Raw genomic sequence first — 14,350 nt, 5'->3', positions numbered from 1 at the left:
TTTTTAATGCATATTACCAATATACCTTAGAAAACCTAAGTAAGCGTCTTGAGGAGAAAAGGGAAAACAACAGTAGATATTATCAGGTTCTTTCAACCTCATTTTTCTGTTCAACACCTTCTTTAATTGTCTTCTTTTGCCAATAAGAAGCCAAAATAGAACCCGTAATATTCATCAATGGGCCAAAAACGGCAGGCGCAAGCCCAGTAGTGGCTAGTCTCCCTATTTCTTTTGCAATTCCCGAGGCCAGCCCTCCATTTTGCATACCCGTCTCGATGGCCAAGGTACGGCAATCGCGTTCATCAAATTTAAAGGCTCTTCCCATCCAATATCCCAATAGATAGCCAGATACATTATGAATGAGGACAAAAAGTACCAACAAACCACCAATGTGGAGTAAGCTATCGCGACCGGCGGCAGTGATAATCACAATGATACAGGCAATCCCTGTCATAGACACAAACGGCATAACTGTATTCATCCATTTCAGCTTTCCCATAAAAATCCAGTTAAACAACAACCCTCCGCCAATGGGGAGAATAACCATCTTAACAATATCCCACATCATTTTCATGACGTCAATTTCGATAAAAGTACCTGCAAGTAGTTTCATTAGCAATGGTGTTATCAATGGTGCACAGAGCGTACTTACAGAGGTTAACGTAATAGATAGCGCCAAGTTCGCCTTAGCAAGATAGGCCATCACATTGGAAGCCATCCCGCTGGGTGAACAGCCGATGAGAATCATTCCCGCCGCAATCTCAGGTGGGAAGCCACTCAATTGGGCTAACGTGAACCCTATTATGGGCATAACCGTAAACTGTACCATACTTCCCAGAACAACTTTCTTAGGCGACCGGATTACTTCCACAAAGTCCTTCACGCTCATGGACGTACCCATACCAAACATGATCAATTGAATCAGTGGGGTGATCAAACCAGAGAACGCAAATCCATCATATTGTATGAAATAATCGGGATAATACAGCGCCAACGTGACTGCCGAAAAGATTACCAAAGAATAGGAGAATCCTTTGAGCCTTTCATAACCTCGGCAGCCGATGGCCAATATAAGCAAGAAGAAAATCATAAGCGGTCCCGCTGACGCTAAACCATATTTAGACACAACGATTGCTATTGTGCATAGCATAATCGCTGACAACCCGAGTATCAGATTGTACAAGTTGATATTTTTCACAATGTTTCGGATATACTTTGTGTTTAATTTAAATTATCTTACTACTTATGCCATTGCTAACGGCCACTTATTTTGAAATCAATCAAAACATGACCTTGGTATTCCGCCCCTTCCTTCGCCTGAAAATCGGCAATATATCCCACAGCATACATTTCCTTTTGGTTAGATCTGAATAAAATATAATCACCAACACTCACATCTTCAATCCGATCGGAACTCTTACGTCCTGATGGCTTCGTCCACTCTTCAAATGCATCTCTCAATTCCCCATCTGTCTTAATACCTTCAAAAATTTCCCGGTTCTTTTCGCCTCCTTTTAAAACAACCAATACTCCCCTATTTTTGTACTGCCATTCCGAAAGAACATTTTCCCTATATAGTTTAAAGGATTTAAGACTTTTACTAGACGGTGCCATTATGTTCATGGCCGACACCTTGCTATATCCAAACACCAAATCTATGTCTTGTTGGTGATTTCCGGCATCTTTCAGATTGTAAACCATTCCTGCCTGAAGATCTACAAAGCTGCCATAAGGAGATCTCTGGCTTTGCATACCTATTGAAAGCCTTTTTTCTGTAACTTTTTGACTTTGCTGTCCATACACGCCATTCCACAACGTCATGGCAATCAATAACATTATACTACTCAAATTCATATTCTTTTATTATTTGTTCATTTATTCCAGTATCTCTGTATCTTAGGGTATTGTTAATTTAGATAGGTATTGTCATCCCGACTTTGGAGGGATTTAAAAACTATACAGATAATCATATTTTTAGATACTTCGGCAAGCCTCAGTATGACAAAAACTATACTAGTTTGACAATATCTATCTTAGAAGTTTGGACTTGAGCTTACACCGATGTGCCCTTGTCATCGATAGCACCTGTAAAACCTGGTCCTCCAGCAGCCACATACCCATAGCTTGCTCCCGACGTATCAGGAGAAACCCAAAATGCGTAAAACTTCCCGTTTTTCAGGTGGAATCGAAAACTCACCTTACGTCCGGCAATGGCAGCAAGATCGCCTCCCCCATCCCATGTCATCGCGGCACATGTTTTATCCACAACCAAAGGCACACTGTTTGCCAAAGAAAATGGTGTGATTACCTGTCCTCCCTCATCCAATATCTCAGCCCGCAACTCGCCTGCCGGGCAATCCACGTTTACAAATAGGTGATGGCCCTTGAATGTCACTAACCGTGTGGTAATTGTCCCCCCTGTTTCGGTTGCGTTCAACGAGGCGAAACCATCCCGCCTTAACTTTGCCAGTCCAGTGCCCGACCCTTGGTATTGACCCCTGGGTTTTGTTCCCCCTTCATCGCCTTCAAACCCGCCATAATAAAACCATAGTTCATCGTTTACGACAAGACAGACACCCCCAGCAGATTGCAGGTAGCCCCGCTCCCAATCTTTTTTGCGTGTGGCTTCGATGAATGACCGCCGATCTGGGCGGTGCCAATGGAAACCATCACGACTATAAGCAAGTGACAGCTCTGTGATTTTTGGAATTCCGGTTTCATTTCCAACGTCATTGTGTGGTCCTCTATGAATTTGAAAGACCCCTAACATGAGGCTCTCATAGGCCACAGCATCCAAATTATACAGCTGGGGACGGTCACCAATGACTGGATCTGGTGGATCCAGTCGGTCTGCACCTGTCCAAAATACAGGTTCGTCAGCTCTCCAATTCGCTTCTTCAAGAAAACGGTCACGTTCTATGTAATACCTCGCCCGTCCAATACCTGACCTCAATTCTGCACGTCCACTAGATCTAATACCATAGACCCATTTATTTCGAAACGGATTGCGCATTAAAGTGGAGCGATCGCCCATCTCTCCGGTTTTTACTGGTGACGACCAGTGTATTCCATCAGGGGAAATACGTAGTTCTCCGGAAACTATGCCACCACCTGAACTACGTGAAAACAACTTAAACCGTTGCCGCGGATGGTCAGCAGCGTGGTCCAGTATAACGAAGGTGCTGGCTGCGCTGATGTTCTTGACCACGATATTTGTGCCGGCCTCAACCCCGACATTTGGGCGTTGCCAATTTATGCCATCAGTACTGGTCGCATAGGCCAACGAGCCATTCCAACCGGCCTCATACCACATTTTGTAAAGACTATCTGCCGGATCCCAATACACTCCACCACTTATTGGTGCAGCTCCGGTCACATTCAACCAACTCTCCCATTCCTTCTCCGCGGTGAGCACTGGATTGCCTTCATATTTCTTTGCCAAGTGAAACTCCCTGCTCAATGTCATTTCCTTGACCAAGAAGTCATCTACGAAAAGCTGACGGCCTACATCAATAGGAATCGTGGCGGGAGGAGCCTCCAAATAGGGAACAGGCATCGGGTCAAAATTGTCGGGACTGAAATTGCGTGGAGGCCATACCCATGGCAATTTGATACCATTGTAGAGCAATTCTTCTCCTTGGCCTCCAGGTTGACCGTTGGCCAGTAGATCGCCGAGACTATAGGGCTTACAAAAAGGGAACAACAGTGTCCCTACACTTGCCAAGGAGGCGTTTTGTATAAATTTTCGTCTTTTCATTTAACTCGTCTTTATAGATTTTATTGATAGAAAACAGCAACATATTGCTGCCCTATTACAGGTCTTCCAGCTTACCAAACATGATGCGTTCCTTTTGGCCTTGCGTGACACAAAGCCAAACACTGCCATTATGTTCCATGAATGTGGGATATTGGAACGTTTCAGGCGTTTCAAATCGGTATTTGCGCTCCCAATTTATACCGTCACGGGAAACGTCGATATTAAATACCGAGCGCTTGACACCTTCGATCAATGTGGATTCTTGCCATCCCAAGTAATAAATGCCATTGAATTTATCAAAAGTCGGTTTGGAATCTCCCCCATTGGGCACAAAATCACGGTATTCGGCTCTTGTCCATGTTTTGCCATCCTTGCTGGTGGAAAAGACATAGTTGCCCCCGTTTTGACGTATTATTGCCATCCACGTGCCATCGGGCAAGCGGTTTACCGATGCTTCTGACAAGGCCATTTTCTGTGGCTCGTTGAAGTGTCCGATGATCTCAAACGTATCCATATCGTCATTGAGCGAAGCCAAGGCATTCTGCCGTCCCGGGTAATTATTCAATGCCACATATATCTTTCCATCAAAAGACTTGAAGGAATCAAAAATACATAGCCCGTAATCCCGAGGGCGCTTTCTGAATCCATGTTTCGCTGCATCGGCGTGAAAATGGCGAGGCTGCATATCAAATGTTCCATCAGTTGTTGTAATCTTTGCCTTGAAAATATGGTTGGTAAATCTATGTGTTGTCAGGTCAAAATCCATATACCAAATTTGAGATTGCCTGACATCCGGGTTCTCACTCGAAAAATAGCATCGAAGCGTTTGTTCGTCTCTTTGGATAATCCGAGGCACAAAACAGGCTCCCAATGGCAGTGTCTCATTCTCAAAAGATTGGCCTGACTGCGCGACATTATATATCTTTTCCAGCTCCAGCGTCTCAAGGTTGACAACCGACATTGTCACGTATACAAATGGCCATCTCGGATGTTCACCGGGTTTTATATCGTTTACTTCAGCGACAATATATGCACGGTTACCTACCAAAACCATTTCGGCGTCATGTGCACCCTTTACTTGCAAAGCCGTAATAGGAATAAGCCGGTCCAACACTTTGCTCCCTGCTGACAGGGGATCCCAATCAGAAGGGATGAGCTTGCCCTTGTTTCTTGCGATATTGTCTATACGCCTATCAAAGCCCAGATCATTTTGGGGTACAGCTCCTGCTTCGAGAGAAACCTGAGAGCCAAGAGATAATTGCTTCGGCAAATTACCTGCCATCAACTGTGTCCCCAAACCAGCATACAATACATTCGTTACGACCAAAAAACAAGTTAAAAGATACATCATCATAGTTAAAATTATATTACTGTACTGTGTTAAATCATTTGAAAATCAAGAACATTCATGCTTATTTGGGTAAAACCACCACTTCCACCTGCCTAATGATCTCTTTCCGCTCATCTAAGCTCTGGTTGGCCGCTACAAACGTGGCTGTGTAAGTCCCTGGCTCGGTATAGGTGTGGGTATAACTCGGCCTGTCTGCATCGGCAATAGATTTGATGGGTACAGCCCTATCCGGCCCCAGATCCATCAAAAAAGGATCGATATGAAGTGGAGCGGAGATTACCCAACCCGTCAGGTAAACCTCGGGATTGGTAAGATTCCCATTGAAAACTATGGTGGCCCCTGGTGTTATCCGGTTATTGTCCCAAGGGCCTTTCTGAACGACCGACCAATTCACGTTGGAGCTATTGACAATTTCTGTAATTCCAAGATCAGTCTCACGTTCCACCCGAAACTGCCTGATGCGCCAAGTATTTCTCCGTCCAAAAAGCTCAAAGGGTCTATGCTCGTACCGGAAAGCAATAAACAGTGGGTCTGCTCCTGTATTCAAATCTGAGATATCTACACTGCCAGACTGGTAATAACCGTCAACATCACCTGTGATGGGTGGAAGTACAAACCTCTCGGTAATGTTAATCCATTCAGCTGCCTCGACATCTTCCAACGTATAGTTGCCGGAAAAATCGGTGGACACAATCACGCTGGGTTTGTTATCCTGTGTACCATCGAAAATGCGGGACTCGAAAGACAACAGCAAATTAGCGGAAACAACACGTCCCCCGATTGAATCGTAGTCATTCCCCACCTCGCCGGAATAAAAAGAAATGATTTCAGGGTTACCCGTGAAATGGAAGGTTACGGGGTCTCCGGCATAATGAGTGGCCTGCTCAACCTCTACCTCAAAATCAAACGATGTAAGCTCCAATTCCCTTTTACAGCTCATCGATACCACGATCAACACTGCATACAAACAAAACTTTTTCATAATTTCACTGTTCTATTTTTTTTAAAAAAAAATTTAATTAATTAACTACCAACCTGGGTTTTGAACAAGTTCTTTATTCAGGATCAATTCACTATTGGGTATGGGCCACAGTACATCTCTGGCAGCAGCATTGTCATAGTACTCCTTTGCCCTTACCAATACATTCCGTGTTCCACCGTCGCCTGCAACGTGCTGATGGACGAATTTCATTCGGGGCAAAAACTCGCCCCACCTGATAATATCGTCTTTTCGCAATGCCTCAAACCCTAATTCGCGCGCCCGCTCGTCTTTCAGCTCATCCATAAAAGAAAAGGCATCAAGCCCTTGCAGATCAACGGTAGGGTTTTCAACGTGAATAGCTAAACCGTGACCTCTTCTGCGTACCTGGTTAATTGCCTCATACGCCTCGGGCGTTGGGCTGCCGTTCACCTGAACATCGGCCTCTGCAAACATCAACAACACGTCTGCAAAACGCAGAATGGGATAATTGATCGATGTATATGGGTGTTCTTTAGGTCCAAGTTGATGTTCCCTCCTGAATTTACCGCAATAACGGTCGTAGATTCGGTTAGTTGCCCAATAATTAATCGTTGCTGGAGTTCCGGAAAACCCATAAGGGGCAATCGTCCAATCTCTTCTCAGATCGCCTGTCTCAAACAACCGATAGAAAAAATCTGTCGTACACAAAATCCCTCTGGACCATCCATATTCGGGGTCATCTGTGGTAGCGATCCCATTGTGGATACCAACCAACCCGCTTGCCCCACCATATAGTCCCACACCATCTCCCCAAAATTCCACCTCCCAGATGCTCTCTGTCGTATCATAAATATCCCGGATGTAATTCATGAAAACTTGCTGGAAAGACGGATTGAGCTCATGATGCTCTTCATCTATTACCATTTTGGCCCATTTACGGGCATCTTCGTATTTGCTAGTTTCATTCAACGGATTACCTGCCATGTAGAGGCATACACGGGCCATTATTCCCCAGACAGTCGATTTGCTGATCCGACCTCCTCCCGCAATATCCGTAACGTCTCTTACCAAGAGCGATGCCTCTTCCATGTCTAAGAGCACTTTGTCGTATATCTCTTTTGATTTTGCGGCAGGAATCTGTAGTGCCTCAGCAGATGGTGCCTGCGCTGTATGGAGTATCAGCGGTACATCGCCGAAGCGGATGGTGAGCATAAAATAGAAATAAGCCCGAAGGAACAAAGCCTCCCCTATGATAGTACTTTTGAGGTGTTCATCGATATTGGCCTCTCCTATATTCTCCAACAATAAGTTGGCCCTATTGATGCCGGCATACAATGTTTCCCAATAATTCAATATCCGTACATCTGTGGGTACTACATTGTAATCCCCTACAGAAGCAATATCGTTCCCCCATCTACTGAAGCCCAAATCAGCATCCAGTCCATACCTGCCCAATATATGTCCACCATATAAAGCTGTGGCTCCAAGCGTGGTGTAAACGCCATTCAACGCATAATTTACCTGCTCTGCTGTTTCAAAATACTGATTAGGGGTTAGAAAATCTTCCGGATGCATATCCAGAAAGCTGTTGCACGAGGCTCCAAGCATCAAGAGCCCCATTATTATAACTTTAAAATACCTTTTCATGTTAAATCTGATTTTAGATGATCTTGATTACAAGGTTGCTTTTACGCCAAAATTGATTGTGCGTGCCATGGGATAGGCCGAATAGTCAAATCCCGGTGTGAGCGTGGAATTGCTCGTAGACACTTCGGGATCCATGCCGGAATAGTTTGTCCAAGTGTATAGGTTTTGCGCAGCAGCATAGACAGACATCCGTTGCATTCCGATTTTCTGCGACACCCGCTCGGGCAAAGCATATTCCAGCGATACTGTTTTCAGCCTAAGGAAAGAACCGTCTTCCAACACCCGAGACGAATAGACACCTCTCGGCCCCTGACCTCCTGTTCGGAAATACTCATTGCTGGGGTTCTCTGGTGTCCATCTGTTCACGTAGGTGGCAAACTGGTTCAGCGTACGGTACGCATAGGCATTCCCATCCAATACCAGCCTGTTTGCATTGTATACACTATTGCCGTACGACCATTGGAAAAACACATTCAGGCTCAATCCCTTGTAGGCAAAATTGTTGTTGAAACCTCCTCCATGGATAGGAATGGCTCTTCCAATGGTAGTATAGTCCATAGCATTGACTATACCGTCGCCATTGAGATCCTTATATTTGATGTCTCCGGGCTGTATAACGTCTCGCCCCATTCCATTATCAGGCACATCAGGGTTTAGGTTTCCAACTTCGTCAAAATCACTATATTGGTACACCCCATCCCATACCACCCCATAAAATACGGACGCTGGATAGCCAACTTTGGATAAATAAAGGAAATTGGCATTGAATTCTCCCGCCCAGTTATCGGGCCGGGAAAGAAAACTGGTCTCGCCATCGGTCAATGACAAGATTTTGTTGTCGTTGAAGCTAATGTTGAAGTCGGAAGTCCAAGTGAAGTTGCGGGTTCGCACATTCAGTGTATTCAACGTTATTTCCAATCCACGGTTGCGCATATTCCCTATGTTTTGGAGTACCGTGCTAAAGCCACTGCTCCGAGGCACATTTGCGTTTAGCAAGAGGTCACGGGTTGTTTTTTGGTACACATCCACGACCAAATTGAGCCGGGTTTTAAATAATGAAAGATCCAAGCCGACATCAAGTTGGGTAGTGGTCTCCCATCTAAGGTCGTTGTTTGCCATCCGATTCATCAATATGGATGGTGAGGGGGTAGCGTTGTCAAATGAATAATACGAACTATTGGGTAGGCTTAGGGAGGCAAACCGAGAAAAATCTCCGATACGGTTATTGCCCGTGGTGCCTATGCTGAACCGCAGTTTTGCATCGTCAATAAACGACATACTGCGCATAAACTCTTCCCTGCTCATACGCCATGCAAAGGCTGCCGAAGGAAAATGAGCCCAACGATTGCCTTCGGCAAATTTGGACGACCCATCACTGCGCAGGCTGGCCGTCAACAAGTATTTCCCGGCATAATTGTAGTTGACCCTTCCCAAATAGGACATTAGCGTGTGCCCAGTGACTTCTGCCCGTATATTGACAGGGGTACCATTGTCAATCCCACTTAACCCCAATTCCTCAATGGGAATTTGATGCGATTCATAGCCATCTCTAAAGCGTTGTCTCCCTTGTAATGTAAAGCCAAGCAATCCTTCGAACCGGTGCTGTTTATTTATACGTTTCTTATAGGTGAGCAGGTTTTCATTCATCCAATCCCTAAACTCATCGTTGTAAATGGCTCCGTTGACTCCTCTGGTATTTGTGGGCCGAGGGAATCCCCTATTTGTAAGCGAATTGTAAAACTCTTCGCTACGTGTCGTACGATTCCTAATCCCTCCACTTACCCGCAGTGTCAGCTCGTTGCTGATGCTGTAATCAGCAAAGGCAGTCGCATTCAAGGTATTGGCCAAACGTTTGCGGACTTCATTTTGCACCGCTATCACCGGATTCACTCTATTGTCAGTGGCCAACTCGTCGATAAATTCATCTTCCAGCTCTACGAAATCACTACCGATAGCCACAGGCCTGTATCCCCACGTCTGATACATCGTTCGGGTTGTCCAGCTTAAGCTCGAGTTATGACCAGCAGTAGCCAGTTGGCCATAATTTTCATCCGAAGAATAGTTTACATTGGCAAACACACGGAGCCGATCGTGAAATTGATGATCCAGCCTAATGCGCCCTTGCTTCCGGTTATATCCTGAATTGATGATAACTCCGTCAAAATCATACAGTGACCCTGAAACCAAGAATTTAGTCGCCTTATTGCCTCCCGAAATCGACAAGTTGTGCAACTGTGTGTTTGATGTCCTAAAAAGCCGGTCCTGCCAATCAAACGTGGGCACATTCCTATAATCCTCTAACGTCATTTCTGGCCCAGTAAGATAGATTCCCTCGCTTATAGCTGGGTTGAGCTCTATCTGATATTTCACAAATTCATAGGTATCCATCAACTCCATGGTTTTGGTGACTTGTTGTATACCTGCTGCCCCTTCATATCTTACTTGAGTCTTGCCTTCTTCTCCGCCTTTTGTTTCGATTACCACTACTCCATTTGCCCCCCTAGATCCATAAATAGCTGTTGCGGAAGCATCTTTCAACACATTAATCGATTTCACGTCATCTGGGTTGATGGCCATAAGTGACAGGTCTTCTACGGGAAACCCATCGATCACATACAGGGGCGAATTATCTTGTGTAAGCGAGTTCCCGCCACGGATCACAATGTTCATTTCGCTGCCGGGTTGTCCGTCATTTGCTCGGACTTGTACACCGGCAACCCTGCCAGCCAACGCTTGATCAATGGATGCCACTGGTGCCCGACGCATATCCTCAACTTTGACCTCTGCCACGGACCCAGTGAGGTCGCCCCTGCTCACCTCTCCATATCCGATCACCATTACCTCATCCAAATGTGCGAGTCCCACTTCCATAATTACTAAAATGCTTTGCCTATTTCTCACAGCTATCTCCTGGGTTTTAAAGCCCAAGTGAGACACGACCAAAACGGTTTCTGGAGAAATATCCGAGATAGTAAACCGCCCCTCTTCATTTGTCAATACTGTCCGGTTTGTACCTTTTGCCGTTATATTCACCCCAGATATGGGGTTTTCCTGCTTATCTATCACCTGACCGGTGATTATCTTCTGTTGCTTTTCTGACAAACGATCGAGATCGGAAACTCCGCTGGTGTTATCACTACGAAGCGCCGTAATCACAATCGTGTTTTCTGTAATGTGGTATGTTAACAACAACGGCTTTAACAATGATTCCAATGCATTCGTCAACGAGGCATTCTCAACATGTATGGAAACCTTTCGATCGGGTTTTACAAAACGGTCGTTGTACACGACACTCAGATTGGTTTGCTTCTTTATTGTTCGAAGTACACTACTGAGTGACTGATTTTTAGCGTCCAGATTAACGGTCTGCGAATGTGTAGCGCCAGTGAGGTGCATACAAAAAATAATAAGCAGCAATGAAGTCAAATTCATAATCCGAAATAATTGACCGGTGCCAAAAATCCGCACCATGTCCTTTTTCTCCCTCCATTGGGAAAACCCATAATTTATCATTACGTTTGTACGTTTAGATAGTCTTAAAGACTGATTTAATACTTAAGTTTACATTAGTACTGTCTGAACGAAAGGGAAGTGTTAGCCGCGCTTCCCTTGTTCGTTTAATTTTTCAAAGTTTTCTTTCTCATAATTGCCCTTTTTTAGTTATACATTGGTTATATATTGTTTTCTCAATTCACAATCAAATTCTTACCTTCCAACCTGACACTAATAGTGGAGCGCTGCAATATCTCCAACAAACCACGTAGTGAAATATCGCGCTTGATATCCCCACTAAACGTCTCACGGGGTACGCCATTTTGGTATATTACCTGGACATCATACCACCTCGCCACCTGCCGAAGGATATCTTCGAGCGGTGTTCTCTCGAAATAGAAATAGCCGGCCTTCCAAGCAGTATAAAGTTCAGTGTCAACATGGGTTTTAACAAGGCCTCCATTTTTAACGATTCCTTGCTCACCAGAAACAAGTTCTACATACTTATCATGTTCACGAGTCTCTCCGCCTGTCCCCCAAGCTAGCGAAAGCCGGACTTTTCCTCCCACCAGTGTAGTTTTGGTGTCAGGATCATCCGGATAAGCAGAAACATTAAACTCCGTACCCAGTACCTGAATCTCTTGCCCCGAACTGACGACCTTAAACGGTTTTCCAATATCTTTAACCACCGAAAAGTAAGCTTCGCCAGAGAGTTCGACCATACGTTCGGCATCTGAAAAACGCATTGGGTACTTCAATGTAGTGGCCGCATTGAGCCACACCTGGGTACCATCCGGCAGTGTAATCTGGTAAGTGCCTCCTATAGGTGTAGTCAGTTCTAACAAAGTGAGTTCTTCTCGCCCAACTTCATTTTCTGCGACTTTAGCAAGCGGATTCCCATCGCTGTAAGTTATCTCATCACTTCCGATGACGATACCGTCTCGGGCTTCATCCAGCGTTATCGTTCGACCATCGGCCAAGGTAAGCGTGGCTCGATTCCCCCCCGGCGGGATATCTTGTACATTTGCGATTCTAATTTCTTGACTTCCAATCTGGTCACCATAGAAAAACCATGTACTGGCTAATGCGGCGAGTAGAATAGCCGCTGCATAAGGCAGCCAACGGAACTGACGTTTCCTCAGATAAACGCGGTCTGTCGGAGAAGTTATGGACTTCATCAGCGAGTCTTCAATCTGCTGCAACCGATTTGAAACGGCTTCATCATATACCTGTAAATAATCGGTGTATCCGGCAAAAAGGTTCTCCTCATCCGAAAGATTCTCCAACAAGTCCCTATTAGCAGGGTGTTGCGCAGACCATTTCTCCAATCGCTCTCGTTCCGATTCGGTCAAGCTACCGGCAAGATAACTTCTTAATAGGATTACGATATCGTTTAATTCTTCCATTCATTAGTATAGACAAAAAAGAATGGAAGACCTCAAGAAAAAAGTTGAGAAAAATATAAAAGTAAGATCCACTGATGTTTTTCGCGCAGTGCTTTTCGGATAGCTTTGATAGCCGCAGATCGGTGGGTAAATACTGAACCTGGCGAAATATCGAGTGCTTTGCATATCTCATCAGTTTCCTTTCCTTCAATGACACTCATTTGAAATACGGCTGCCTGCTTGGGGGTCAGGTGCTTCAGCTCTTGGCGGATCGCCTCGAAGAGTTCGGCACGAAGGATATTGGCCAAAGCCTCAGGTTCTCCAATAAGTGTTTTTTCATCCAATGGTTTGTGATCAATGCGTTGTCGAGCAGCCTGAACATGATTTAGGCTTGCATTACGTATCACGACATAAAGGTAAGCCTTGACACTATTGATCGTGTGAAACTGGTCACGAGCCTCCCACAATTTCAAAAAACCGTCCGAGAGGATTTCATCCGCAACTTGCGAATCTTTCACAATATTCTGTGCGACATACAGCATCTGCCGGCTGAACGATTCGAAAAGCTGTTTGAAAGCCAATGTATCGCCCTGCTGGAATTTCACAACCAACTCATTTGACAGGTTCACAATCATAACAAAACGCTAATAACGGCAAAAAATCAGATTAATGCAAGAAGTCAAGCCTTCGGGCTTAAGCTTTTTCGAATACTACCGACCTACGCTGCTTTGTCAGAGATAGATCTAGGTTCCCTAAAGAATTCTACCGATTTTTGCCTTTTCACTTTTTACTTTCTACTTTTATAACCATGCGCGCAGTAATACAACGAGTGACACAGGCTTCATGTACGGTAGATGGACAAGTTACAGGAAGCATAGAAAGCGGACTTTTGGTGCTCATCGGCATAGAAGAAATAGATACAGAAGAAGACATAAAGTGGCTCGCACAAAAGCTGGTCAATCTACGTATCTTCTCGGACGAGCAGGGTCTGATGAACAAATCCATACAGGATATTGGGGGCAATATCTTGCTTATCTCCCAATTTACACTGCTTGCACAAACGAAAAAGGGGAATAGGCCTTCCTTTATCCGGGCAGCAAAACCGGACAAGGCCAAACCGCTCTATGAACGAATGGCAGCACAACTTTCGGCATTATTGCAAAAGGATATTCAGCTCGGCGTATTCGGTGCCGACATGAAAATCGATCTGAGAAACGATGGTCCGGTAACCATTATAATGAATACAAAGGATAGGGATAATTACTAATGGACAGTCGTCAGTGATTAGTCGTCAGTAAAAAGTTGGACAATGACCAGTAAATCGGAACTATATTTAAACCAACAGATATGAAGATACAAAAATTTGAAGATCTTATTGCATGGCAAAAAGCACAAGATATAGCTGTGGATGTATATGCTTCATTCAAAGAATTAAAAGATTGGAACTTCAAAGATCAGATCAGTCGTGCCGCAGTTTCAATTTCCAACAACATAGCGGAAGGATTTGATCGAAAGAGCAAAAAAGAGTTCGTTAGATTTTTATATATTTCCCTAGCTTCCACTAGCGAGGTAAAGTCCATGCTCTATTTAGCTCAAAGATTAAACTATCTAAGCACAACCGATATCAATAAACTTCATGCTCAAAGTATAGAAGTGTCCAAGATTATCACAGGACTGATTAAATCTTTGCAACCAACTGACAACTGAACACTGATAACTGAACACTGATAACTGAACACTGATAACTGATAACTGAT

Annotated in this window: 11 protein-coding genes; 2 read left to right on the top strand and 9 right to left on the bottom strand. The window is 44.6% G+C overall.

Features of this window, described 5'->3' with window-relative positions; all coding sequences use genetic code 11:
• Positions 1-82: 82 nt before the first annotated feature.
• The 9 genes from G5B00_RS05460 to G5B00_RS05420 form a co-directional block, all read right to left on the bottom strand.
• Complete coding sequence (locus tag G5B00_RS05460) at positions 83-1,198, bottom strand: bile acid:sodium symporter family protein (protein WP_317168830.1); 1,116 nt, start codon at positions 1,196-1,198, stop codon at positions 83-85.
• Positions 1,199-1,254: 56 nt separating this feature from the next.
• Positions 1,255-1,854 carry a hypothetical protein gene (locus G5B00_RS05455; RefSeq protein ID WP_163872254.1) on the bottom strand — a complete coding sequence of 200 codons (600 nt, stop codon included), beginning with the start codon at positions 1,852-1,854 and terminating at the stop codon, positions 1,255-1,257.
• 199 nt (positions 1,855-2,053) lie between these two features.
• A complete protein-coding gene (locus G5B00_RS05450) occupies positions 2,054-3,757 on the bottom strand; it encodes a glycosyl hydrolase family 32 (RefSeq protein WP_163872253.1) in 1,704 nt (567 codons plus the stop codon).
• Positions 3,758-3,812: 55 nt separating this feature from the next.
• A complete protein-coding gene (locus G5B00_RS05445; protein ID WP_205966311.1) occupies positions 3,813-5,111 on the bottom strand; it encodes a sialidase family protein in 1,299 nt (432 codons plus the stop codon).
• 58 nt (positions 5,112-5,169) lie between these two features.
• Entirely contained in the window at positions 5,170-6,090 is a 921-nt protein-coding gene (locus tag G5B00_RS05440) for a DUF5017 domain-containing protein (protein WP_163872252.1), read from the bottom strand.
• A 45-nt stretch (positions 6,091-6,135) separates the two neighbouring features.
• Positions 6,136-7,716 carry a RagB/SusD family nutrient uptake outer membrane protein gene (locus tag G5B00_RS05435; protein WP_163872251.1) on the bottom strand — a complete coding sequence of 527 codons (1,581 nt, stop codon included), beginning with the start codon at positions 7,714-7,716 and terminating at the stop codon, positions 6,136-6,138.
• Positions 7,717-7,743: 27 nt separating this feature from the next.
• Positions 7,744-11,148, bottom strand: coding sequence for a SusC/RagA family TonB-linked outer membrane protein (locus G5B00_RS05430; protein ID WP_163872250.1), 3,405 nt, complete (start codon positions 11,146-11,148; stop codon positions 7,744-7,746).
• A gap of 254 nt (positions 11,149-11,402) precedes the next feature.
• On the bottom strand, positions 11,403-12,614 hold the full coding sequence (locus G5B00_RS05425) for a FecR family protein (RefSeq protein ID WP_163872249.1): 1,212 nt from the start codon (positions 12,612-12,614) through the stop codon (positions 11,403-11,405).
• A gap of 32 nt (positions 12,615-12,646) precedes the next feature.
• Positions 12,647-13,228: an RNA polymerase sigma factor gene (locus tag G5B00_RS05420; RefSeq protein WP_163872248.1), complete on the bottom strand. Its 582-nt coding sequence runs from the start codon at positions 13,226-13,228 to the stop codon at positions 12,647-12,649.
• A gap of 173 nt (positions 13,229-13,401) precedes the next feature.
• Between G5B00_RS05420 and dtd the strand changes: the two genes are divergently transcribed.
• Together dtd and G5B00_RS05410 are read left to right on the top strand one after the other, a co-directional pair.
• On the top strand, positions 13,402-13,860 hold the full coding sequence (gene dtd, locus G5B00_RS05415; protein ID WP_163872247.1) for a D-aminoacyl-tRNA deacylase: 459 nt from the start codon (positions 13,402-13,404) through the stop codon (positions 13,858-13,860).
• Between the two features lie 80 nt (positions 13,861-13,940).
• On the top strand, positions 13,941-14,300 hold the full coding sequence (locus tag G5B00_RS05410; protein WP_163872246.1) for a four helix bundle protein: 360 nt from the start codon (positions 13,941-13,943) through the stop codon (positions 14,298-14,300).
• Positions 14,301-14,350: the final 50 nt, after the last annotated feature.

This window comes from Parapedobacter sp. SGR-10 (genome assembly GCF_011030405.1).
Classification (GTDB): domain Bacteria; phylum Bacteroidota; class Bacteroidia; order Sphingobacteriales; family Sphingobacteriaceae; genus Sphingobacterium.
Note: the sequence above shows the minus strand (reverse complement) of the source record. Positions and strands in the feature narration are given on the sequence as shown.

What these genes read in the sequence shown, in the direction of transcription:
- G5B00_RS05455 (WP_163872254.1), bottom strand. Translation starts at nt 1,854, where the DNA reads ATGAATTTGAGTAGTATAATGTTATTGATTGCCATGACGTTGTGGAAT.
- G5B00_RS05450 (WP_163872253.1), bottom strand. Translation starts at nt 3,757, where the DNA reads ATGAAAAGACGAAAATTTATACAAAACGCCTCCTTGGCAAGTGTAGGG.
- G5B00_RS05445 (WP_205966311.1), bottom strand. Translation starts at nt 5,111, where the DNA reads ATGATGATGTATCTTTTAACTTGTTTTTTGGTCGTAACGAATGTATTG.
- G5B00_RS05440 (WP_163872252.1), bottom strand. Translation starts at nt 6,090, where the DNA reads ATGAAAAAGTTTTGTTTGTATGCAGTGTTGATCGTGGTATCGATGAGC.
- G5B00_RS05435 (WP_163872251.1), bottom strand. Translation starts at nt 7,716, where the DNA reads ATGAAAAGGTATTTTAAAGTTATAATAATGGGGCTCTTGATGCTTGGA.
- G5B00_RS05430 (WP_163872250.1), bottom strand. Translation starts at nt 11,148, where the DNA reads ATGAATTTGACTTCATTGCTGCTTATTATTTTTTGTATGCACCTCACT.
- G5B00_RS05425 (WP_163872249.1), bottom strand. Translation starts at nt 12,614, where the DNA reads ATGGAAGAATTAAACGATATCGTAATCCTATTAAGAAGTTATCTTGCC.
- G5B00_RS05420 (WP_163872248.1), bottom strand. Translation starts at nt 13,228, where the DNA reads ATGATTGTGAACCTGTCAAATGAGTTGGTTGTGAAATTCCAGCAGGGC.
- dtd (WP_163872247.1), top strand. Translation starts at nt 13,402, where the DNA reads ATGCGCGCAGTAATACAACGAGTGACACAGGCTTCATGTACGGTAGAT.
- G5B00_RS05410 (WP_163872246.1), top strand. Translation starts at nt 13,941, where the DNA reads ATGAAGATACAAAAATTTGAAGATCTTATTGCATGGCAAAAAGCACAA.